Below are 23,073 nucleotides of genomic sequence, written 5' to 3'. Positions count from 1 at the left end.
TGTTCACACCACCCACTTCGAGGGGGCGCTCGCTTCCTCGTCCGGCCATGAACTTCGCGAGGGGTCGGCGCCCCGCCGCGAAGGGCGGCCGGTGTCTAGAATGCCGCGATGTCCACCCGCGAACCCACCCCGCCCGACCGCCTCGCGCCTGACCTCGGGAACGAGGACCCGGCGGTGGTGACGGCGAGGCTGGAGGCCACCCCCGCCGCCCGGGTGAGCGCGCGGGAGCTGGTGGAGTGGCTGGGGGACCCACACGAGCCGCTGCGCGAGCTGGCGCGCCGTCGCCTGCGGGAGCGCCAGGACCTGGACGCGCTCCGACTCGCGCTGCGGTGGCTGGATGAGCCCCGGGTGCCCCACGCCGCGCAGGCCGCCTACGCCCTGATGGAGCGCGCGCCCGTGGAGGACGTGGTGCTCGCCGCGCGGGTGCTGGAAGAGGCCCCGCGCCCCGGCGCCGTGGCCTGGGCCACGCGCGTGGCGGCGCGTCGGGCCCATCCCGCGCTGTTGGCCCGAAGCCGCGTGCTCGCGCGACACCTGGAGCCGTCCATCCGCCGCGCCGCGCTGGCGGGCCTCGCCTCGGACCCCGACAGCCGAGAGGTGCTGCTCGCCGCGCTCGCGGATCCCGAAGAGGCCGTGCGCGCGGAGGTCCTGACCGCCTGGGAGCGAAGGCCCCCCGCGCGCATCGCCGCCGAGGCGTTCGCGCGGGCGCTGGTCGCGTTCGCCCCCCACGCCCGCTCCACGCGCGAGCGCCGGGCGGTGGCCACCGCCGCGGCCCTGCTGAACGATGAGTCCCTGCTCGAGCTGGCCTCGCGGGACGAGGATGCCTCGGTGCGCGCCGTGGCGCTGACGGCGCGAGCCCGGAATGGGACCCTCCGCGCCGAGGAGCGCGCCCACGCCGAAGGCCACGAGGACCCGTGGCTCCGCCTGGCGGTGCTGGACCTCTCCACCGCGCGGCGGGCCTGCGTGGAAGACCCCGACCCGAGCGTGCGGCGCGCCGCGCTCGACCTCTGGGTCGCCTGGAATCGCCAGCCCTCCGACGACGACGCGCCCGAGCCGCGCGACGTGGCGCTCGCCTGCGCGCAATCACCGGACCCGTGGGTGCGCGCCCGCGCGTGCGACCTGCTCGACCCCACCCGAGCGCCCGAGGAGCTGCACGCGCTGCTGCGGCTGTCGCACGACACCTCGCCCATGGCGCGCGCCGCCGCGGCCTCCGTGCTGGAGTCGTGCGACGGGCTCGACGCGCGCCTCGACACGGTGGACGCCCCCGACCTCCAGCCCGCCGTCTGGACCTGGCGACTGCGCCACGCCAACGCCACCGCCCTCCAGCGCCTGAGCGCCGCGCTCGACAGCGCCGCCACCTCGGACGAACTCACCGCGCACCTCGAAGCCCTCACGCTCGTCTTCCCCGACGACGCCCTCGCCGACGCGCCGTCCGTCGCGCGCCACCGCCCCACGCCCGCGCCCAAGCGCCCGCGAACGCCCGCGATGCCTCGCCCGCGGCCCGAGGCCCACGCGTCATGGCGCCCCCTGGGCACCACCGGCCTGCGCGTCTCGCCGCTCGTGCTCTCGGGCGCGAACCTCACCACCCCCGAGCCCTTCTTCGAGGCGCGGGACGCGGGCGTGAACGCCTTCTTCTGGGAGCCTCGCTACACCGCCCTCACGCGGTTCCTCCGCGCCCAGCGCGACCGGCGAGACGAGCTGGTGGTGGTGGCCGGCACGTACCACGCGGGTGAAGCCGCCCTCCGCCGCGACGTGGAGTCCGCGCTGCGGCGCCTGCGCACGACCTGCCTGGATGTCTTCCTGCTGTTCTGGGTGCGCTCCCCGGAGCGGCTCTCCGACGGAGACTTCGCGGCGCTGGAGCGGCTGCGCGCCGAGGGGAAGGTCCGCGCCTTCGGCTTCTCCACGCACCTGCGTGACCTGGCCCGCGAGGCGCTCCACCGGGCGCCCTGGCCCGTCGTGATGACCCGGCACAGCGCCGCGCACCCGGGCGCGGAGGCCGCGCTCCTGCCCGAAGCCCAGGCTCGCGGCACCGGCGTGCTCACCTTCAGCACCACCTGCTACGGCCGCCTGCTGCGCCCCACGCCCGAGGTCGCGCCGGACGCCGTGCTGCCCTCGGCGGTGGACTGCTACCGCTACTCGCTCTCCCAACCCGGCGTGAGCGCCAGCCTCACCGCGCCGCGCAGTTGGAGCGAGCTGCGCCACAACCTGGACGTGCTCGCCCGCCCGCGGATGGAACCCGACGCCCTGCCTGCCATGCGGGCCCACGGCGAGCGCGTGAGGGCCCGCGAACGAGAGCTGGATGCCCGGGTGCGCCGCGCGCCGGGCGGCCCGCGCGAGGCCCTGCTCGCCCTGCTGGAAGAGGGCGAAGGGGTGTGATGGAATCCGGAGCGCTCCTGGGGCCGCGTGCAGCCAGCCTTCCGTCCGCGATGTCACGTCGCGGCTGCCGTTGATTCCCATTGAAGAATGACGCGGTACGAGGTCCGCCTTGCGGGCTTCCTCGACCTCGTCCGCCTCTGCCGTGCAGGTGGCGGCGGTCCCAGGAGCCGCGGTTTCCCGCCCTGGAGCCCTGGCACATGAACCTGGTTGGACTCCTCCTGGAGCTCAAGCCACTGATGATGGACCCCGAGGCCAGCTTCGACCGCATCGTCGAGCTGCTCGAGCACAACCAGGGCCTCGCCGAGTACGAGGTCGCCCGCTTCTACGTCGCGCGCGCCTGGAAGGACGCCATCGAAAGCCGCGTGCGCAGCCCGGACGCGCGCGAGCGCCTGCGGGCCGCGCGCCTGATTCCCCTCTTGCTCGACCGCACCAGCGCCGCGCGGCTCCTGCGCCGGCTGGTGAAGGACCCGGACACGCGAGTGAGCGCGTCCGCGCGGGCCGCGGTGCGAAAGCTGGGGCTCGCGGACGTGTCGCCCCCCGACTCTCGCGAGGAGCCGCCCAGCCATCCGCACCCCTGGGCCATCGGCGGCTGGAACCCCACGGGCTGGAGCTACGGGCTCTTTCCCGAGACGAGCAAGGCCGTGCGCAAGCGCCCGCCTCCCGTCACCGAGGCGCTGCCCCCGCTGCGCACGCGCGAGGACGTGGCGAAGCTCTTGGGCCTCGGGACCGCGGACCTCGACGCGCTGATGCGCCCGGGCGCCGAGTCCGGTTCGAGCTACGTCGAGTTCGAGGTCCCCAAGCGCTCCGGTGGCGTGCGACGCCTGAGCGCGCCGCGCCCCAAGCTGAAGGCCGCGCAGCGCGCGCTCTTGGAACAGGTGCTCGCGCGCATGCCGTCGCACCCCGCCGCGCACGGCTTCGTGCCCGGCCGCTCCACCGTGACGAACGCCCAGCCCCACGTGGGCGCCACGGTGGTGGTGCGCGTGGACCTGGAGGACTTCTTCCCCTCGGTGCACTTCCGCCGCGTGAAGGGCCTCTTCGAGGCGCATGGCTACGGCGAGGAGGTCGCGACCGCGCTGGCGGGCCTCACCACCTACCGCGCCAAGCTGCCGGACGGCACGGTCGCGTGGCCCGGCGTGCTTCCCCAGGGCGCGCCCACGTCGCCCGCCATCGCCAACCTCGTGTGTCGTCGCATGGACGCGCGCCTCGCCGCGCTGGCCGCGAAGGTGGGCGCCACGTACACGCGCTACGCGGATGACTTGTCGTTCTCCTTCCGCCAGCCGCCCGAGCGCCTGGGCCGCTTCTTCTGGTGGGTGAACGCCATCCTCCAGCAGGAGGGCTTCGCGGAGAACGGGCCCAAGCGCCGGGTGATGCGCCAGGGCGGACGCCAGCGCGTGACGGGCCTCACCGTGAACGAGCGCGTGTCCATTCCCCGCGACGAGCGCCGCCGCTTCAAGGCCATCCTGGCCAACTGCCGCAAGCACGGCGTGGACTCGCAGGCGCGAGGACGCCCCGACTTCCGGCGCTGGCTGGAGGGCTATGCGGCCTATGTCCGCATGGTGCACCCGGAGCTGGGCGAGACCTGGCAGCGCGAGGTGAAGGAGCTGCTCGCCACATGAGCGACGACGCGAAGTGGATTTCCCGGGTGGCCGCCGAGCCCGCGAACAACGCCCTCCGTCTGGCCCACGCGGCGGCGCTGCGAGAGACGGACGCGCCCCGCGCGGACTTCATCCAGGCGCAGGTGGCGCTCACCGGCAAGCTGGACCCCGCGCGCCGCCGCACGCTGAACCGCAGGGCGGAGGACCTCCTCGCCGACCACAGCTCCGCTTGGCTCGAGCCCTTGCGGAAGCTCGGCGCCCAGCGCTGGGAGTTCACGCGCGGCTACGTCGAATCGCTCTCACTCCCGGAAGAGGCGCTGGCCCAGCACGGCAAGGAGCTGCTCGCGCGCGAGCCCGTGCGGCAGGTGACGCTGGAGACGCGCGATGGGAGGTCGCTCGCCGAGGCCGCGGCTCAGCCCTGGTTCGAGCAAGTCACCTGGCTGCGCATCCAAGGCCCGGGCGTGGAGGCCGCCGCGGAGGCGCTGGCGCTCGCGCCCCACGTCGGGAGGCTGGAGGTGCTGTCCTTCCGTGCCCCTTCCGAGGGCGGCGTCATGGCCCTGGTGAAGAGCCCCACGCTGACGGGCCTGCGCGTCCTCAGCCTGTCACTGGAAGAGGCGGACCCCGAGGTGCTGGCCCAGGCGCTCGCGTCGAATCGGCTCGCCCTGAAGCGACTCTTCCTCTCCGGCGCTCGCCTCGGCGACGAGGGCGCGCAAGGGCTCACGAAGTGCAAGACCCTGGGCACGCTGGAGCAGCTCGCGTTGAACCGGAACGAGCTGAGTGACGAGGGCGCGGCGGCGCTGGCGCGGAGCAAGGGGCTGAATGCCCTGGAGCGCCTGGAGCTGTCTGGCAATGACCTGAGCGAGGAAGGCGCCCTGGCCTTCAAGTCGCCCAAGGCGCTGCCCCACTTGAAACATCTGGAGTTGAAGGAGATGGGCTTGAGCGACAGCGACGTCGAGCCGCTGCTGCGCCGACTGGGAAAGGGCCTCAAGCTCTGAGCCCGCGCGCCGGGCGGGCGAGCCTCGTCTGGACGCGCCTTGACGATTCTTCACTCTGAATTCGTTGCGACGGGCCCGTGGCCCGTGAGTATTGAGAGCCCATGGATACCGCGCTGCGCTTCGTCTTCTTCGTGCTCGTCATCGGCGTCCTCACGGTATTCACCCACATCTACCTGTACCGGCGACTGTTCCGGGACACGTCCGGGAGCCTCGCGTGGCACCGCGCGGGCAAGGTGCTGCTCGTCGCGCTGTGCCTGCCGCTCACCCTCTCGTGGTTCGTGACCCGCCTGCTGCCGCTCAATGCCTTGCTCTCCATGGCCACGGTGGTGTGGACCTGGATGGGCATCGCCATCTACCTGCTGCTGACGCTGGGCGCGGTGGACGGAGTGAAGGCCCTCGGCCGCAAGCTCCAGGCACGCAAGGCGGCGCGTGAGACACCGGCCGCGGCGCCCACGCCCCCGGCTCCCGCTCCGGTCGACGAGGCCCGCCGCCTGTTCCTCGCCCGAGCCGGAGCGAGCGGCGCGGTGCTGGCGACCAGCGGCGTGGTGGGTTACGGCGCGTGGCGCGCGTTCCATCCGCCCGTGGTGAGCGAAGTGGCGGTGCGGCTGCCAGGACTGCCCAAGGCGCTGGATGGCTTCACGCTCGTCCACCTGAGCGACATCCACGTGGGCCCCATCATCCAGCGGCGCTTCATGGATGAGCTGGTGGCGCGGTGCAACGCGTTGAAGCCAGACCTGGTGGCCATCACGGGCGACCTGGTGGATGGCACGGTGTCGGGCCTGGGTCCGGCGGTCTCCGCGCTGACGAACCTGCGCTCGCGGGCCGGCACCTACTTCGTCACCGGCAACCATGAGTACTACTGGAACGCGGACGCCTGGACCCAGGCGCTGGAGGGCCTGGGCATTGGCACGTTGCGCAACCGCCACGTGCGCATCGGTGACGCGGCGGCCTCGTTCGACCTGGTGGGGGTGGATGACTGGTCCGCGCGCAACCGAGGCGGCGCGCGAGGCTATGACCTGGGCGCGGCCACCGCGGGGAGAGACCTCTCGCGCGCCTCGGTCCTCCTGGCGCATCAGCCCTCCAACTGGTCCGAGGCCGCCCAGGCAGGGATGGGATTGCAACTCTCCGGGCATACCCACGGAGGCCAGTTCTTCCCCTTCACCCTCGCGGTCGCGGCCATCTGGCGCAATGACCAGGGCCACTTCCAGCAGGGCGAGAATCACCTCTACGTCAGCCGAGGCACGGGCTTCTGGGGTCCGCCGCTGCGCGTGGGCGCGCCGCCGGAAATCGTGAAGGTGACGCTGCTCGCCTGAGGTGTAGGCTTGATGGGTAGATGAATAAGGAACCAGCGAAGCGTGAAATCAAGCAGGAGCGCGCGGCGCGGACTCGGGTTGAGATTCTCGAGGCCGCCATCACGCTGTTCGCGCGACGCGGTTACCTGGCGACCACGATGGCGGACCTCGCCCGCGCCATCCGGATGACGCCGGGCGCGCTCTACTGGCACTTCCCCACGAAAGAGGACCTGCTCCTCGCCGCCATCGCGGACTTGCACGAGCGCTACCTCCGCGAGTTCGTGGACCTGCTCACCGAGCACCGCAAGCTGCCCGCGCGCGAGCAACTCCTGGCGTTCATGCGGCGCACCACGCACTTCCTGGGGCAGCATCGCGAGTACGGCATCTTCTTCAGCCTGGTGGCCGCCGAGTCCGCCGAGTCCAACGACCGCGTCGCCGAGGCCATCCGCGAGAAGATCGCCCTCTACGTGGAGGTGCTCGCCGGCATCCTGCGCTACGGCCAGCGGACGCAAGAGTTCCGCATCGATATGGAGCCGCAACATCTGGCGCACACCTTGATGGGCAGCTACCTGGGACTCCTGCTGCACCAGAACCTGTTTCGCACCAGCGTGGACTACAACCCGGTCATGGCCGCGCTGGATGGACTCGTCGCGTCGGGTCTGCGGCCCGCACCCTCGGGGTCCTGAGCCGCGCGGGCGCTCCCGCGCCAACACGTCTTCCAGTGTTTGATAGGCTATCGCGCAGTCGGTCCTGGGATGGGGGTCCCACGCGATGCCGCTCGTACCGGATGGTTATGGGGAGTTCGTTGTCATCAAGAGTCGGCCGGGGCATCCCCTGGGCCGGCTGAGCAGCGCGGAATACCGAAACATCTACCAGAACATCCTGCATCCCCATTCACCGTTCCATGTGGTGCACCAGCACCGGCTTAACGTGGCGAACGGGGTGATGTTGGAGGGACAAGCGTTCACGGCGGTGGAGCAAGCGGTGCGCAACCGCGCGACCACGGTCCAGCAACAGCTCACCAACCGGAACGCCACGATTCACCCCCATGTCTACGGGCTCATCTTCATCCCCAGGACGCTCTACGAGGTCATGTACCTCAACGCGCTGATGGAGCAGGAGGAGACGCTCGCGGCGTTCAACCAGTGGGACCTGGAGCCGATGGCACAGTACGAGGCGGCCATCGTGGACCCGGCCGTCAACCTGGCGGCGGAGAACGTGAACTGCTCGCTCGGGATGAACGTGCTCATCACCGACAAGCTGCGCCCCCTGCTGACCGTGCACGAGCAGCACTTCCCGCTGTCAGGCGCGCAGATTTGGAGATTGGCGAACCCGGAGCTGGCGCTGTTCCGAGCCCACATCCTGCGCGCGGGAGCCCGTCAGTCCGGGTTCCGGTATTTGAACCCCGTGAACGTGGCGAGCCAGATTTCGCTGGGCCAGCGACTCAACGGGAACAATCCCATCCGCACGCGGGTGGACATCCTCATCCGGAGCCTGCGGGCCGCGATGCGGGTGGAGATGGAGAGCGCGGGGAGGCTGCTGCTCTACCGAGGCACGGACCACGACGTGGACTCGCTGGTGGGGAGCGGAGGGTTCCCCATCTCGTTCAACACGAGCCTGTTCGCGACGTTGGTGTACGACCCGAACTTCAACACCTCGACGCCGGCGTTCATGTTGGAGAATCAGCGGACGGGGTACTGCGTGCCCATTCCCTATCAAGACATGGTGCGCGCGAGATTCCCGTTCCATGTCCCGCTGGGGAACTCGCTGAAGCAGTTGCACGGGCACGACCAGGAGTCGCACGCCTGGACGAAGACGATCACGACCTATTACAACAACCACCTTGGGATGCTGGCGGCGGCCTTCCCGGCGACGTCGCATTTGCATTACATGCAGTACCACGTGAACAACTTGCAGACCTTGAACACGGAGTTTCAAGACAACTACGTGTTGCGCAAGCGGGTCATCTACAAGTGGAACGTGCCGAACCCGGAGGAGTCGAGCCGGAACCTGATGTGCAATACCTGCGACGCGGTACACGGCCGGTTCCCGTCGCTCGCGAGGCGCTGGCACATCTGCGACACATGCAGCGCCATCTACTGCTGGGCCTGCGGCTTCCGACTGCGCCTGTACGAGTTCCAGGACGCGGACGAAGTCATGGACGCCATGATTCGCGACTACTCGAACCCCGGGGTCCGAGCCTGTCGTTCCTGCGAAGGCTCCACCCGCCTGTTCAGCTGACCGGACCTGGCGGCGACGAAGGAGGGGCCGCTGCCGGGGCCCGAGCCCGCCAGGCCACACGAACCTCATAGAGCCCGAGGGCCAGCAAGCCGCTGGTGCACAGGACGAAGGTGACCGCGCCATCGACCGAGGTGGAGCCACTGTGGAGCAGGGCTCGGATGGACCCGGCCAAGAAGAAGAGCAACCCCGCGACTCCGGCGCACGCCTGCACCACGCCGGTGAGGACTCCCAAGGCGATGGGGACGAGGCGTTGGCCCTTGGACTGGTTGAGTCCCAGGAACACCAGCCCCAGGACGACCACCACGACCAGGACATTCACGATGAGAATTTCTCTCAACTCCGCATCGGGGTCCTCCACCGCCCTCCCGGCCCAGGCGGACGATGCCACCAGAAGACTGGCGGCACCCAGCAACCAGCGAAGCCATGACTGTCGAACCGAAAGAAGCCGCGTGGACCAGTCGAACGGAGCCATGCGCCAGAGCATAGCCCACGCCCTGCGTGAAATGGCCGGTGCAAGGCAAACCGCGCCGGCCCCACCCGACTCCGCAACTGAGCGTTCGAGGGCAGAGCGGCACCAGAACCCTCTCACGATTGCGGACGGGGTACCGCCTCCCATTCCCTATCAAGACATGGTACGCGCGAGGTGTCTGCTCCCTGTCCCCTTCGACCAGCCGGCCCATGCCTGGACCAAGACGACGGTGCAATGCCTGCGACGCGGTGCACGGCCGCGGCCCGTCGCTCGTGAGGCGCTGGCACACCTGTGATACGTGCAGCGCCATCGACTGCTGGGCCTGCGGTTTCCAGGTGAGGCCCCTACGAGTTCCAGGACGCAGCAAAAGCCATGGAGTCCATGGTCAGCGACTCCTTGAACCTCGGAGTCCAAGCCTGCCGCTCCTGCGAAGGAGCCACCCGCCTCTTCAGCTGATCCGTCCCTGCGTCGAGGGAGGAGGCACCGAGGCTGGAGCCCGCGCCCTCCAGGCCGCGCGGACCTCATGAACCCCGAGGGCCAGCAAGCCGCCGGAGCACAGGACGAAGGCGCCGTCGTACGGGATGGGGCCATTGAGGAGCAGGGCTCGGATGGACCCGGCCAAAAAGAAGAGCAACCCCGCGACGCCGGCGCATGCCTGCGCCACGCCGGTGAGGACCCCCAGGGCAATGGGAATGCTGCGCTGAGCCTTGGACTGGTTGAGTCCGAGCACCACCAGTCCCACGATGATCACGAAGATCGCCCCACTCGCGACAACCGCCCCGGTGAATAGAGCCCCCAGGGCAGTCTCCGCCCTCTGGGCCCAGGCCGGCGAGGCCACCAGGAGACTGGCGGCACCCAGCAGCCAGCGAAGCCTTGACTGCCAGACCAAAAGAAGACGCGTGGACCAGTCGAACGGGGCCATACCCAAGAGCATAGCCCGCGCCCTGCGCAGGGAGGCATGTGCGGAAAATCGCGCCCCCACCCCTCGATCGAACTCCGGCCTTCCTTTCGACACGAACGCATCACCCGGAAAGACAGGGCGCATCCAGACTCTCGCCCGTCTCTCGGTAGCACCTCACTGTGACCAGAGTTTTATCCTCTATGCAGGAATTCAAAATAGCCTGCATGACTGTCCGAGTAAAAGTCTCCCCCATCCGCCACTGCTCGGGAGTTGTGTTCCCGGCGCGAGATCTTGCAGCAATGAGAACCAACACCTCTACCCCTTCCCTCCTTGTGAATTGCTGAATCGAGACTCTTTCCCCAAAACCCCGATCCCCACTAAAGGCTTGAGGGGCATCAATAATCCAGCCCATTGCGTGCTGGCGGGAGTTCGCCCACTCCTTGAACTCCGGCCCACTCAGCACCTGCTTAATACAGGATACAGAAATCTCCGCCGGCAGCACCGCACTCTGCCCCACACGAACCACCGACAAGCCCATAATGCAGGACGCCAGGAAAGAAAGCCAAATGACACACAAAAACCGTCTCATCTCACCTCCAATTCAAGCTACGGCCAAGGGTGTGGTGGGTGCGAATAAGGTCCAAGTTCAAGCGGATTCGCCTTGTTATACGTCCCCGTCGTGACACCGGAGTATCCCTGAAAAAAACAAATGCAGCGGCAAATGAAATTCGCCCAAGAAATCCGACTGGATTACATGTTGCATTTCGTGTTCAACCATACTCGTCTCCATCACTGTCGGGCTACATGCAGAGGGGGTCGTTGGCTCGAGAACTCATGGAGCAGGTATCCAGGTGGGCTGAAGAGAATGAACTGTTCAGCCGTTCGGTCGGAGTCGGAGCGTGGCCAGAACCCTCGCACGGTTGTGAGGAGCCAGCCCCGAAAGCGTGAGGGTTCCCCAGTGGAATCCCGAGTACCGGAGCCGGAGGTTGCCATTCTCCTCCACGATTTCGTCAGCCTGGAAACGAGCCGTGCAGAGCCCAGTTCTCGTGGTTTGCTCACCCGAGCGCTCCAGTTGCCCCCTCCTGACAGGCACAGAAAGAGAGAGTTCGGAGCCAGATGAAAGTGGCGCCAGACGCTCTCCGCGAAGTCAGCAGGGCTCTCACCACATGCGAACACGGAGACACCTCTTTGGCCGAAAGCCGAGACAAGTCTCGTGCGAGGCTTCGCTCGCGCCCCCGAAAGACTACGAGCCACAAGCCCCTGAGAGATGGGGCCCAAAGATGCTCGAGCGCCATGAGTCCTTCCCCCATCACGGACAACGGCTGACCACTCGCAGCCCCCCTTGGGCCGCACTTCGCGGCCTTTCAACGCAAAAGGGCCCTCGCCTCCACACATCGAGGCGAGGGCCCTGACTTCAAGACTTCAGGAAGCGACTACGGCTGCTCCGTCGGGCTCGCGGCGTTCTGCGGATCTCTCACCGCGCGCGTGACGAAGTCATTCTTGTTGTTGTCCGTGTCGCTACCGTTCCCCTTGAGGGCATCCGCGCCACCCGCCCCCATGCTCGCGGACGTGGAGGTAGCGAGCGCCTTGCGCTCGATGCTGCCGCCCTTGCCTGGAGGTGACGGCGCAGCCTCGGTCTCGACAACGACGCGGCCCGTACCGTAGCCCACCGTGTCGACGACTCCCGTGGTCACGTTCGGGTCGACCGCCACCGTCGCATCGCCCAGACGAACATTGCCCGCGGAGCCAGAGATATCCGTCGAGCCCCAGGACATGTCCGCGGCCACGGTCGGCGAACCCGCCACATATCCGTCGTTCGCGATCAGGAAGTACCCGTGGGCCTTGATCGTCTTGCCCGAGGGAATCGTCACGAGGACCGTGTAGTTGACCGTCGTGCTGGTCGTGCTGGCCGTGCGGTACTGCAGCTTCCAACCGCTGATGTCGATGTCGACGTCAGTCGGGTTGTACAGCTCGACGAAGTCATCCGCGTTCACGGTCAACCCGGCACCCGAGATCTCGCTGATGACCACGTGCCCCTTGGGAACCGGGACCACCACCGTGATGGCCGACGACTTCGTCACTCCGTCGTAGCTCGCGGTGAGCGTCCCCGTCCCAGCCGTGGCGGCCGCCTTGAACGTCACCGTCGCGGACTGGCTGCCCTCGGGGATCGTCACGGCGGTCGTCGTATCCGGCACAAACGCCCCCACGCCCGAGGTCAGCGCCAGCGCCACGTTGACACCACCCACCGGCGCCTTGCGGTCCAGCGACACCGTGAACACCTGCGTCGCCCCCGTGTTCACCGTCGCCAACGCAGGCGAGATGCTCGCGAGCTTCGCCGGCGGCGGAACCACCGTGACCGCCGTGCTGCGCGTCACGCCGTTGAGCGAGGCCGTCACGCTGCCCGAACCCTCGCCCGCCGCGTTCGCGGTGAAGGTGAAGGTCGCCGTCGTCGCGCCCGCATCCACCGTGACCGCCTGCGTGTCCAGCGCACCGAACGGAGCGCTCCCCGCGGGCGGAACCGCCGCCACCTGCACCTGGATCGGCGCAGCCGGCGCCGGCGTCACCGTCAGGGTGAACACCTGCGTGCCACCCGCATTCACAGACACCGCGCCCGACGGCGTGAGCGACACCAGCCGCGCCGCGTCCAGGAGCACCGCCACGTTCGCGGTCGCGGAGCCGCCCCCCAGCGAGGCCGTCACCTGACCGGCCGTCACCGTCGTGGTCTCGTCCGCCGTGAAGCTGAACGTCGCCACCATCGCGTTCTTCACCGTGGTGCTCGGGGTGAACGTCCCGAAGTCCGCAGCGGGCGAAGCCGTCAGGTCCAGCACCGCGCCAGCAGGAGCCGGCCGGTCCAACGACACCGTGAACGACACCGTCCCGCCGGGCGCGACCGACACCGTCGTCGGCGTGATGCCCGTCACGACGGGCGTCTCGTTCGTCCCCAGCACCCGGAGGTTCGTGGAGAGCGAGGAGGTTCCCGACGTCGCCGTCAGCGTGACGCTCGCGGCCTGGGCACCCGCCGTCACCGGCACCGTCACGCTCGTCTGGTTCTTCGGGATGACGACCTGTCCCCCCGGCACGCTCAGCACGCTCGGGTCGCTCGACGTCACGGTCACCGTGATGTCCGACGCGTACGTGGAGGCCATCGTCACCGTCAGCGCCTGCGGGAAGGCCACCGTGTCGCCGACGCGCGCATACCCGCCGGACGTGAAGGCCGTCAGCGCGGGCAACACACCCTGCATGTCCTCCGCGCCACGCGGCAGCAGCTTGGAGTTGCTGAAGGTGTACGTCAGCACGCCGCGCAGGACGCGGTAGAACGTGCCCACCGTCTGGGTGGGGTACGAGAAGGCCTGGTCATCCACCATCAGGCCCGCCTTCGTCGGATCACCCGAGTGGTTCTCATCGACGGTGAACTCGCGCTTCGCGTTCTCAGGCCCCGTCGTCCAGAGGTCGCGGACCTCCAGCACCACACCCTCTAGGGCCTGCGCGCTCGGGCCACCCGTGCGCACCGCGTCCGTGCGGACCACCACCGGCGCGGGCGGCGGGTTGCCGCTGCTCACCTTCGTCAGCTTCACGTTCGTCAACTCGAGCAGACCGAAGTAGTCCTTCAGCACGCCCTCGGTGATGTTGATGCGGTCACCCACCGCGACGTCCGCCTTCAGGCCGTACACGAACAGACCCGAGTTCTCCGGGCCCTTGCCCGCCGGCGGGTTGGCCACCTGCACCCAGTAGCCGCTCGTCGCCGTGACATCCACCGCGGTGACGATGACGTCGGACACCGCCACCTTGGCGCCCACGAGCGAAGCCAGACCCGTGCGCGGCGTCGTCTTCACGTCGTAGACCGTCAGCGCACACGCGATACCGCCCGCGTTGGGCACCGGGCAGGGGTCGCACGCGTCACCCATGCCGTCGCCATCCGTGTCCTTCTGGTCCACGTTCGCCACGAACGGGCAGTTATCCGTCGGCGTGAGGATGCCGTCGTTGTCCACGTCCGTCGGATCAGGCGTGGCGCACGCGGAGCTCGCGTCCAGCGGGCAGCCGTCGCAGACGTCGCCCTTGCCGTCGCCGTCCGAGTCCTTCTGGTCCGCGTTCGCCACGAACGGGCAGTTGTCCCGCCACGTCGGCACGCCGTCGGCGTCGTCATCGTCCGGCGCGTGGCTCAGCTGACAGCTGGTGACATTGGCCTCCAGCGGGCACGGGTCACACGCATCGCCCACGCCATCGCCGTCCGAGTCCGCCTGCACGCCGTTGTCCATCGGGCGCACCGGGTTGAAGACCGTGGGGCAGTTGTCGCTGCCGCTCGGAATGCCGTCCGCATCCGGGTCATCCGCGCGCGCCTCGCTCGAGTAGACCGTGGAGCCAAACTGCGAGGCATTGGGCCACGACGCGCCCTGCGAGTCGCGACGCGGCTCGCACACCGGCTCGTCCTTGGGCGTGCCACCGCACGCGAACAGCGGATAGGCATTGGCCGTGTCCGGCGACGCCTGCAGGGCCGCCAGGTCCTTGCCAATCTCCGAGGTGAGGCACACCGACTTCGCCGTGCCACACACATCCATCGCGTCACACGTGTCCGAGCCCTTCAGCCCGTTCATCAGCGTCTGGTCGCCATAGAGCGGCTTGCCGCCGCGCATGGTCAGCACCACGTCCTCGGCGTTCGCCGTCACCACCGCGCGGTGCGGCCGGCCGTAGAAGACGCGCAGGCGGTAGATGGCCAGGTCCGCCACCTTGCCTGGCGCGATGCGGCCCACCTTCTCGAAGACGTCCGTCAAGTCGGCGGCGTTCGCCGTCACCATGCGCCAGAGCTGCTCGTCGGTGAACTCGTGCGCGTAGCGCGTGCTGTTGAGGTAGTCCGCGCACTGCAGCTCGCGCAGCAGGTTCATGGAGCCGGACTTCAGCCAGTCCGTGCCCAGCGCGATGCTCACGCCCTGGTGCTTGTACGCCGTCACCATCGCCGTCTCGCCATACAGCGACACGTTGGAACGCGGCGACCAGATGAGCCCGGTGCCACGCTCCGCCATCGCGGCGATCTCCTTCGCCGTGAGGCCCACGCCGTGGATGATGGCCGTGCGGCCGAACAGCACGTTGCTGCTGCCCTGCGACAAGCAGCGGAACTCGTTGAGCGCCGTCAGGCCGATGCCCTCGGAGATGTGCGGCAGGTAGGCCGCCGTCTTCGGCAGGCCGCTGGACGTGGGCATCGAGGCGTAGCTGCAGCCGCTCGTCAGCGTCGTGCCGGAGGAGTCACCCAGCGGGAAGGTGTCCGAGTCCGCGTAGCCCTCGCCCAGCCCCTCCTGCTGCGCCACCGCGGAGACGTCCAGGTTGCGCAGGAGGCCCGGCTGGCCGCCCGCGCCCGCGATGGACGTGGTGCCCGCGAGCATCTGCCGCAGCTCCTGCCAGCGGATGATGTCCGCCTTGGAGTTGGACGGGTTGGTGAGCTTCGTGTGGCCGTTGGCGCCCGTGCGCCAGTCATGCCGGTGCTCATAGCGCTCGGCGGTGCCCGCCACCGGGGCACCTGGATAGAGGATGTGCTCGTGCGGGTTGATGAGGCCCGGGGAGATGACACCGCGGGGGCACGACACCTGCGTGGCCTCGGCGGCGCCCGCGGCGGCCGAGCAGTCACACGCGGAGCACTGGATGACGCCCTGCGCGTCCACCAGCACCTGGCCGCCCATCAGCGTCTCGCCGTCCTTCAGCACCACGCCCGTGAACAGGCGCGCGCCATTGCCCGCCTTCGTCACCGCGCACGTGGCATCGCCCGGCAGCGGAGCCGCCGGCGCGCCCGGGCACACCGTGGCCGAGGGGCCCGCCGGCGTGAACTTGCAGGTCGCCTCGCAGCCGTCGCCGTCCACCACGTTGCCGTCGTCGCACTGCTCGCCGGTCTCCACGCGGCCGTTGCCACAGACAGCGAAGCCCGGCGTCGTCGTGCAGTCGTTCTCGCAGCCGTCGCCCGCCACCTGGTTGCCGTCGTCACACTGCTCGCCGGTCTCCACGCGGCCGTTGCCACAGTGGGCCTGGCTCGGCGTCGTCGTGCAGTCGTTCTCGCAACCGTCGCCGTTCACCCGGTTGCCGTCATCGCACTGCTCGCCGGTCTCCGTGACGCCATTGCCACATTGGGCGGAGCCGGGCGTCGTCGTACAGTTCGCCTCGCAGCCATCGCCGTTGACCTTGTTGCCGTCGTCACACTGCTCGCCGGCCTCCTTCTTCCCGTTCCCACAGACAGCGGAGCCGCACTGCTCACCGTCCTTGCATTTGTCGTCGTCACCGCAAGCGGTGCTTAGAAGTAGGACCGCGCTGAGCGCGATCAGCAGATAGCGGGGGGTGATGCGCATGAAGCCTCCCGACACGGGGCCGAGCTTTGATGGATGAGACCCGTCCTCTTTCACGCGAAATGGTTGGGCCGTGAAACATTTCAGCGACACCTGACCGGCCAAGTCCACCCACCCAGGGACGAATCCGCTCTGGTAGGTGCCATCAGGTGAGGTGAATTCCCACCCCGGGTACGGGGGGCCCCGTGCACGGAAGAGAGCGCGTTCTCTAGAGTCGCGGGCTTATGGTCACCCGCACCCCGTCCAGCGCCGTCTCCCGCTTTCTCGAAGGGCACCTGCGCCGCGACGCGCAGGCGCGGGAGCTGTCCGTGGCGCGCTTCATGGCGGCGCTCTCGGGGCTCTGCATCGTGGTGGCGGCGGCGCTCGGACAGTCGCTGGGCTGGGGCCTGACGCGCGCGCTCATCGGGTTGGCGGCGGTGCTCTGCCTCTACTACGGGGCGATGTGGCGCATCCTGCGCGCGGGCGTGTTCCACCCCGCGGTGCCGTGGCTGAACGTGGCCATCGAGGTGAGCATCCCCGCGGTGGTGCTGGCGTTCGACCTGCGCTACCAGGGCCCGGTCTACGCGCTCACGGCGCCCACCCTCGTCATCTGGGGCAGCCTCGTCACCCTGGCCGCGCTGCGCAGCAGCCCCCGGCTGGCGCTCGCGGCGGGCGTGCTGGTGGCCGCCGAGTACGCGGGCATCTACTTCGGGTTCGTGCGGCCCCTCTTGCCGGAGCAGCCGCTCGTCACGCTCTCGCCGCTGTTCATCCTGGTGCGGGCGTTCTTCTTCGTCGCGGCGGGCGCGCTCACGGCCATCCTCGCGCGCCACTTCCTCAGCCGCACGCGGGACGCGCTGGCCGCGCTGCGCGAGCAGGAGGTCATGGGCAAGTACGTGCTGCACGAGCGCGTGGGCGCGGGCGGCATGGCGGAGGTGTACCGCGCCACGTACTCGCCCGAGGGCGGCTTCGAGAAGCAGGTGGCCCTCAAGCGCATCCTCCCCGCCTTCGCGGACGACGCCAGCTTCCTCGCCATGTTCCGCCGCGAGGCGGAGCTGTGCTCCACCCTCAACCATCCGAACATCATCCAGGTGTTCGACCTGGGCCGGCACGCGGGCACGTACTTCCTGGCCATGGAGTTCGTGGACGGCTTGCCGCTCAGCGGCTTGATGAAGCAGCTCGGCCGGCTTCCGCTGCCCGTGCCGGCGGCCACCTTCCTGGCGGCGGAGCTGGCCTCGGCGCTGGACTATGTGCACCGCCGCACCGGCCCGGACGGCGCGCCGCTGCGACTGGTGCACCGCGACGTGAATCCGCCCAACATCCTGGTGTCTCGCATTGGCGAGGTGAAGCTGTCCGACTTCGGCATCGCCCGCGATGCGGCGCGCGCGCAGCTCACCGTGGCGGGTGGCGTGCGCGGCAAGCTGGGCTACATGGCGCCAGAGCAGGCGTTGGGGCGTCCCTTCGACGGGCGCGCGGACCTGTTCGCCCTCGGGCTCACGCTGCACGAGGCGCTCACCGGCCACCGCGCCTTGACGGGTGACTCGGAGGAACGGCTGATGCGCGCCGCCGTGGATCAAGAGCTGGTGCCGCCGTCGCGGCTCAACCCCGCGGTGCCCGTCGCGCTGGACGCGGTGGTGATGCGCCTGCTGGAGCGAGACCCCGCGCGCCGCACCGCGGATGGCGCCGAGCTGCGGCAGCAACTCCTCGCGCTGGAAGGACTGGCTGCTCCCTTTCCGCGCGGGCAGGCGGAGCTGGCCCGGATCGCCCGCGAGGCGATGGACCACTCACGCCGCGCCCACGATGCGCCCGCGGAGAGCATCGCGCTGACACCGCGAGCGAACGCCGCGCGTCCCGCCTGAGGAACGGCCACGCTGCGCGAGCAATCCCTCCGGGCCCGCGCTACAACCTCGCGCCTGCCTCGACGGAGCACCTCGCATGGACGTCGCGATCCTCACCTTTCAAGGGCTGCCCCAGCTCGAACCCTTTGACGCAGGCCTGCTGCCCGCGCTGCGAGCGCTGGGCCTGGATGCAAACCCAGTCATCTGGGATGACCCGACGATGGACTGGCGCACGGCCCGCCTGTCCGTCGTGCGCAGCACCTGGGACAGCCACCTGCGCCGAGACACCTTCGTCGCGTGGGCCTCCAAGGTCTCGAAGCTGACCCAGCTTCACAATCCCGCGGACGTCCTGCGCTGGAACACGCACAAGAGCTACCTGCGCGAGCTGACCGCCAAGGGCGTGTCGGTGACGGACACCGTCTGGGTCCCGCAGGGCGGCACGTTGGACGTGGGCGCCGTGATGCGCGAGCGGAGCTGGGACGCGGTGGTGCTCAAGCCCGCCGTGTCCGCGGGCGCGCTGAAGACCTACGTCCTGCCTCGCGCGGAGGCGGGGACCGCGAGCGCGCGCGTGGAGGAGATGGCTCGGGAGTGCGAGGTCATGGTGCAGCCCTACCTCACCGCGTTCGAGCGCGAGGGCGAGCGGGCATACATCTTCTTCGACGGCGAGTTCAGCCACGCCGTGCACCGCCCGCCCACGCTGAAGAGCGCGCCGCGGAGCTTCTCGGAGCCGCGTGCGTTCACCCCCGAGAACGCCGCGGAGCTGAAGCTGGCGGAGCAGGTCATCGCGGCGGTGGGCCAACCCTTGCGGTATGCCCGCGTGGACGTGGCCACGGACAACACGGGCCAGCCGCGGCTCCAGGAGCTGGAGGTCACCGAGCCGTGTCTCTTCCTGTCATTGGATCCGCAGGCCGCCGGGCGGCTGGCGCGGGCCATCGCGCGGAAGCTCTGAGCCGGAGCCCGCCTTGCTCGTCCCCACGCTCGTCCTGCTCCTGTCCGCCGCGCCCTCCGCGTCGCTGCGGGTGAGCGCGGCGGGTGACCTGCAACTCGGCGCGCGGACGACGCCCGCCGTGCTGGAGGCCCTGCCCTCCTTGCTGGAGGGAGACGTGCGCGTGGTGAACCTGGAGGGCCCGCTCACCGCGCGCGCGCATGAGCAGGGATTGGACGCCGACGGGACACCGCGCGCGCCTCGGGTCCGCTTCGCCGCGCCGCCCTCGTGGGCCCACTCCTTGGCGGGCCGAGTGGACGTGGTCTCGTTGGAGAACAACCACGCGCTGGATGCGGGCGTGGCGGGCAGGCAGGACACCGCGGGCGCGCTGCGCGCGGCGGGCATCCAGCCGGCCCTGGCGCGCGAGCCCGCCTCGGTCGAACGACAGGGATTGCAGGTCACAGTGCTCGCGCGCGACCTGCCCCGAGAGCCCACACGCGACGAGGCACGCGCGTTGACCGCGGCCGTGCGCGCCGCGCGAAAGACAGGCCCCGTGTTGTTATCGCTGCATTGGGGGACCACGAACTCCAACCTGCCAACGCGCGCCCAGCGCACGCTGGCGCACGCGCTCATCGAGGCAGGTGCCTCCGCGGTGCTGGGCCACGGGCCGCATGCGCCGCAAGGTGTGGAGCGACACGGCCAGGGCGTCATCGCCTACTCGCTGGGCAACCTCGCCTTTTCGTGCCGGTGCACCGCGGTGAAGGATGCCTACGTGCTGCGCTTCCAGCTCGCGGCGGACGGCGCGGTGTCGGACGTGAGCGCCCTGCCGCTTCGCGCGGGCCTCGCGGGTGAGGCACCGGGCCGCGCAACGGACTCGGGGGTCGCGGAGCTGCTCATCAGCGTGTCCGAAGCCTTGGGCACGCACACCACGACGGCACCGGATGGCACCGTCGTGTTTCCGTGAGGGCCGCGACTACGGCTTCGGCGCGGCGGTGGTCGCCGCGGCCTTGGCGCCCGCGGGCACCGGGAACTCGCGCCCCCACAGGCGAACGCGCGCGGCCTTGGCTGCTTCGCCCTCGAAGAAGACACTCGCCTTCACCTTTGACGTGGGCGGCACCTTGATGGAGTCCGAGGCCTGCCCAGGCGAGCGCGTCTGAAGCTGCGTGGAGAAACCCTCCGTATCCACCAGCTGCGCGCCGCCACCTTCCTGCAAGCCGAGCAGGTGCAACGGCGCGGGCGTCTTGTTCTCCACGGACAGCTGCACCTCCACGCCCCCACCCTCCGCCGGCTTCACGCCCAGCACGCCGAGCTCCACGCTGGCGAAGACTTCCTCGGGCGTGGACAGGGTGTGCGAGCCGTCCGTGCTCACTGCGCCCTTACGCCCCTCCTTCAATCCCTCCACCACGCCGCTGCCCGCACCCTTGGCCACCTCCACCGTCTTCCCCACCACCGAGGCGGTGACGTCCTTGGCCGTCTCCCCCTTGCAGGCAGGCAACAGCAACAGGAGCGAGGCAATCAGCAGGCGGCGCATGAACTCTCCAGAATCGGATGGAAAGAGATAGGCGCGGGTGTACTACAGGCTCAGGCACTGGCGCGAGTGGGGCACTCCAGGCCCGGGTTCCGATCATTCGTGGACATCCTCGAATGACCGCGACCGCCAGCCCGCCTCAGGAAGGTTATCTCTCCCGTCATGGCTCGATCCCTGCTGCTCTCCCTGCTCTTGCGGCAGCACATGGCCCTCAAGGAGAAGTTCCGCGCCAAGTACGCACACCCGTGGCTGGTGTGGGAGGCAGGCGCGTGGAACGTCCCCGAGGCCACCGAGCAGAATGTCGCCACCACGCGCCTGCCTTTGATGGACCTGCGCGACTGCCTGCCTGCTGGCGACGCGATGTGTTTCGAGTTGGTGGCGTTGGCCGAGCGAGGCGCGCTCAAGCTGGGACGGGCCGCGCAGAACACCTTCGTCGTGAATGACGCCACGGTGTCGCGCGAGCAGCTCACCCTCTCGCCCACGCCGGATGGACAATGGTGGGTGGAGCGCGTGGCGCAGGCGCGCCCGGTGACGCTCGATGGCGAGACGCTGGAGCCCGAACAACCCCGGCGCCTGCAACCCGGCGCGAAACTTCAGGTAGGCGACGTGCGGCTCACCTTCCACGACGCCGACGGCTTCAACGACCGCATCGCGCGCATCGCCGAGAAGGTCATCGCCCAGGCCTCGCTTCCCCCGTCGCGCTGAGCCTCACCGCGCCCCGTGCGAGGCCGCGGGCGCCACGACCGTCCGCCGAGCGCCCTTGCGAGCCGGCGGCTGCCGCGCGGGCGCAGGTGGCGGACGCGGCGCGGGGCGAGCCTTCACCAGCGGCACCACCAACTCGGCCTCGCTCGCGTCGAGCCGCACCTCGCGCTCCAGGGACATGTAGCCCGACAGCTCCACGCGCAACCCCAGCAGGGCCCCCTCGCGCGGGACCTGCGTCACCAGCGGCGTCAGCCCCAGCAACTCCCCCGTATCCGAGCGCATCACGTGCGCGCCCTGTGGGAACGAGCTGACCTTGAGCGTGATGAGCGCTGCCGACTCAGCGGGAGGCGGCGGCACGGCCGCGACCGACGTGGGCACCGACGCCAGCGCGGGCACCGGCGCGGCCATCGCGACTACCGCAGGCGCGGACTCGGGCGCGGCGCGGCCCTTCATCCCACGCCAGGCCAGCGCCCCCACCGACACGACCAAGGCCAGCACCGCGAGCCCCAGCGCCATCCGACGATTGCTCAGGACCGTGGGCCAGGGACTCCGCGCCGCGGGGAGCCCGGTCGCGGAGGCTCGCTCCGCGGCCTCTCCCCCCACGGGCGCGTTCAGGCCGGGCGGCAGCCCTGGCGAGCCCGCGACCTCCGTGGCCGCCACCAGCGCTGGCAGCCCCGCCGGCGTCGCGCGAGGCGCGGCTGCGTCTCGGGGAGGCTGCGCACGGTCCAGCGTCTCCGCCAACGTGCTGTCCGGGACACCGCTCCCCAAAGACAGACTCGCGGTGCCGAGCGCGGGCGTCGCGCGGTCCACGCGCACGAACTCACCCGAAGGCCGGCGCCCTCCGTCGAGCGAGGCATCGTCGAACACGGGGCGCAGCAGGAGCAGCGCCGTGGTGACCTCCGCCAACTGCTGCGGCCGCGCCTCGGGCTCCTTCGCCAGACAGCGCATGACCAGCTCGGAGAACTCCGCGGGCAGCGGCTCGCCCGAGGGCAACGTCGCGGGGAGCGCGGGCGGCGCCTGCGTGATGATCTGCACCACGAGCTGACCGAACGCGGTGGACTCGAAGGGCGGGTGCCCCACCACCAGTTCGTAGAGGATGTTGCCCACCGCGTAGATGTCCGCGCGGTGGTCCACGGGCAGACCCGCCGCCTGCTCGGGGGACATGTACGCGGGCGTGCCGATGATGGTCCCATCCAGCGTGCTGGAGACGCCCCCCTGCGCGGCCATCAGCTTCGCCACGCCGAAGTCCAGCACCTTCACGAAGTCCGGCTGGCCGCCACGCTGGATGATGAAGAGGTTGTCCGGCTTGATGTCCCGGTGCACCACGCCTACCTGGTGCGCGGCCCCCAACGCGGTGCAGACCTGCACCGCGATGCGCTGGATGCGCGCGAGCGTGATGGGCTCGGACTTCAGCAGCGTGGCCAGGCTCTGGCCGCGCAGCAACTCCATGACGCAGTAGACGCGGCCCTCCGCGCCCTCGTCCACGAAGTCGAAGATCTCCACGATGTGCTCGTGGTTGATCTGATTGACCGTGCGCGCCTCCTGGAAGAAGCGCTGCACGAAGGTGCTGTCACGCGCATGGTCCGCGCGCAGCACCTTGAGGGCCACCTGGCGCCCGAGCTTCGCGTGGCGGGCCTGATACACCCGCCCCATGGAGCCCTCGCCGAGGAGCCGCTCGAGCTGGTACGCGCCCAGCATCGAGCCCTCTCGGAGTTCCTCCACTGCTTGGGTACTGCCACTGCTCACGGCCCCTCCGTGACTGGACAGGACGTACTCCGAGAACCCTTCACGCAGGCACCCAGCCGGCCCGGGCTCCGCTGTCCTTCTTCCATGACGGCGAACCCCCGTGAGCGCCACTCTCCCCGAGCGGAATCCCACGCGGACTCACCGCGTGCGCGGTGCATTTGAACCTCCG

Annotated in this window: 15 protein-coding genes; 10 read left to right on the top strand and 5 right to left on the bottom strand. The window is 69.7% G+C overall.

What is annotated here, in order from left to right:
- The first annotated feature begins 108 nt into the window (after positions 1-108).
- The 6 genes from KRR26_RS24430 to KRR26_RS24405 all read left to right on the top strand — a co-directional run bounded on the left by KRR26_RS24430 (position 109) and on the right by KRR26_RS24405 (position 8,496).
- Entirely contained in the window at positions 109-2,373 is a 2,265-nt protein-coding gene (locus KRR26_RS24430; RefSeq protein WP_217080988.1) for an aldo/keto reductase, read from the top strand.
- A 197-nt stretch (positions 2,374-2,570) separates the two neighbouring features.
- Complete coding sequence (locus tag KRR26_RS24425; protein WP_120204722.1) at positions 2,571-3,989, top strand: reverse transcriptase family protein; 1,419 nt, start codon at positions 2,571-2,573, stop codon at positions 3,987-3,989.
- Positions 3,986-4,963: a leucine-rich repeat domain-containing protein gene (locus KRR26_RS24420; RefSeq protein WP_217080987.1), complete on the top strand. Its 978-nt coding sequence runs from the start codon at positions 3,986-3,988 to the stop codon at positions 4,961-4,963. Before KRR26_RS24425 ends, KRR26_RS24420 begins: the two co-directional genes overlap by 4 nt.
- Before the next feature lie 101 nt (positions 4,964-5,064).
- Positions 5,065-6,276: a metallophosphoesterase gene (locus tag KRR26_RS24415; RefSeq protein WP_120204718.1), complete on the top strand. Its 1,212-nt coding sequence runs from the start codon at positions 5,065-5,067 to the stop codon at positions 6,274-6,276.
- 20 nt (positions 6,277-6,296) lie between these two features.
- Positions 6,297-6,941, top strand: coding sequence for a TetR/AcrR family transcriptional regulator (locus tag KRR26_RS24410; protein ID WP_120204716.1), 645 nt, complete (start codon positions 6,297-6,299; stop codon positions 6,939-6,941).
- 85 nt (positions 6,942-7,026) lie between these two features.
- Entirely contained in the window at positions 7,027-8,496 is a 1,470-nt protein-coding gene (locus KRR26_RS24405; RefSeq protein WP_120204714.1) for a hypothetical protein, read from the top strand.
- Here KRR26_RS24405 and KRR26_RS24400 read toward each other — a convergent pair.
- The 3 genes from KRR26_RS24400 to KRR26_RS24390 all read right to left on the bottom strand — a co-directional run bounded on the left by KRR26_RS24400 (position 8,489) and on the right by KRR26_RS24390 (position 16,192).
- Positions 8,489-8,815, bottom strand: a complete 327-nt coding sequence (locus KRR26_RS24400; protein WP_147422927.1) for a hypothetical protein — start codon at positions 8,813-8,815, stop codon at positions 8,489-8,491. The genes KRR26_RS24405 and KRR26_RS24400 overlap by 8 nt on opposite strands.
- A 598-nt stretch (positions 8,816-9,413) precedes the next feature.
- Entirely contained in the window at positions 9,414-9,716 is a 303-nt protein-coding gene (locus KRR26_RS24395) for a hypothetical protein (RefSeq protein ID WP_147422926.1), read from the bottom strand.
- Positions 9,717-11,299: 1,583 nt separating this feature from the next.
- A complete protein-coding gene (locus tag KRR26_RS24390) occupies positions 11,300-16,192 on the bottom strand; it encodes a DUF4215 domain-containing protein (protein WP_217080986.1) in 4,893 nt (1,630 codons plus the stop codon).
- Positions 16,193-16,413: 221 nt separating this feature from the next.
- On the opposite strand from KRR26_RS24390, the gene KRR26_RS24385 reads away from it, so the two are divergent.
- The 3 genes from KRR26_RS24385 to KRR26_RS24375 all read left to right on the top strand — a co-directional run bounded on the left by KRR26_RS24385 (position 16,414) and on the right by KRR26_RS24375 (position 19,892).
- Positions 16,414-18,024: a serine/threonine-protein kinase gene (locus KRR26_RS24385; RefSeq protein WP_120204707.1), complete on the top strand. Its 1,611-nt coding sequence runs from the start codon at positions 16,414-16,416 to the stop codon at positions 18,022-18,024.
- Between the two features lie 76 nt (positions 18,025-18,100).
- Positions 18,101-18,952, top strand: a complete 852-nt coding sequence (locus KRR26_RS24380; RefSeq protein WP_217080985.1) for an ATP-grasp domain-containing protein — start codon at positions 18,101-18,103, stop codon at positions 18,950-18,952.
- 13 nt (positions 18,953-18,965) lie between these two features.
- The gene (locus KRR26_RS24375; protein WP_217080984.1) at positions 18,966-19,892 is read left to right on the top strand and encodes a CapA family protein; all 927 of its coding nucleotides are present in this window, start codon (positions 18,966-18,968) and stop codon (positions 19,890-19,892) included.
- Between the two features lie 9 nt (positions 19,893-19,901).
- On the opposite strand, the gene KRR26_RS24370 is transcribed toward KRR26_RS24375, so the two are convergent.
- Positions 19,902-20,459: a hypothetical protein gene (locus KRR26_RS24370; RefSeq protein WP_158611427.1), complete on the bottom strand. Its 558-nt coding sequence runs from the start codon at positions 20,457-20,459 to the stop codon at positions 19,902-19,904.
- A gap of 159 nt (positions 20,460-20,618) precedes the next feature.
- On the opposite strand from KRR26_RS24370, the gene KRR26_RS24365 reads away from it, so the two are divergent.
- A complete protein-coding gene (locus KRR26_RS24365) occupies positions 20,619-21,161 on the top strand; it encodes an FHA domain-containing protein (protein ID WP_120204698.1) in 543 nt (180 codons plus the stop codon).
- A gap of 3 nt (positions 21,162-21,164) precedes the next feature.
- Here the strand turns inward: KRR26_RS24365 and KRR26_RS36995 are convergent, their stop codons facing one another.
- Positions 21,165-22,904: a serine/threonine-protein kinase gene (locus KRR26_RS36995; RefSeq protein ID WP_328707207.1), complete on the bottom strand. Its 1,740-nt coding sequence runs from the start codon at positions 22,902-22,904 to the stop codon at positions 21,165-21,167.
- Positions 22,905-23,073: the final 169 nt, after the last annotated feature.

The sequence above is a fragment of the Citreicoccus inhibens genome, assembly GCF_019039035.1.
GTDB classification, from domain to species: Bacteria; Myxococcota; Myxococcia; order Myxococcales; family Myxococcaceae; genus Citreicoccus; species Citreicoccus inhibens.
The sequence above is the reverse complement of the archived record's forward strand: the minus strand, read 5'-3'. Positions and strand labels throughout refer to the sequence as shown.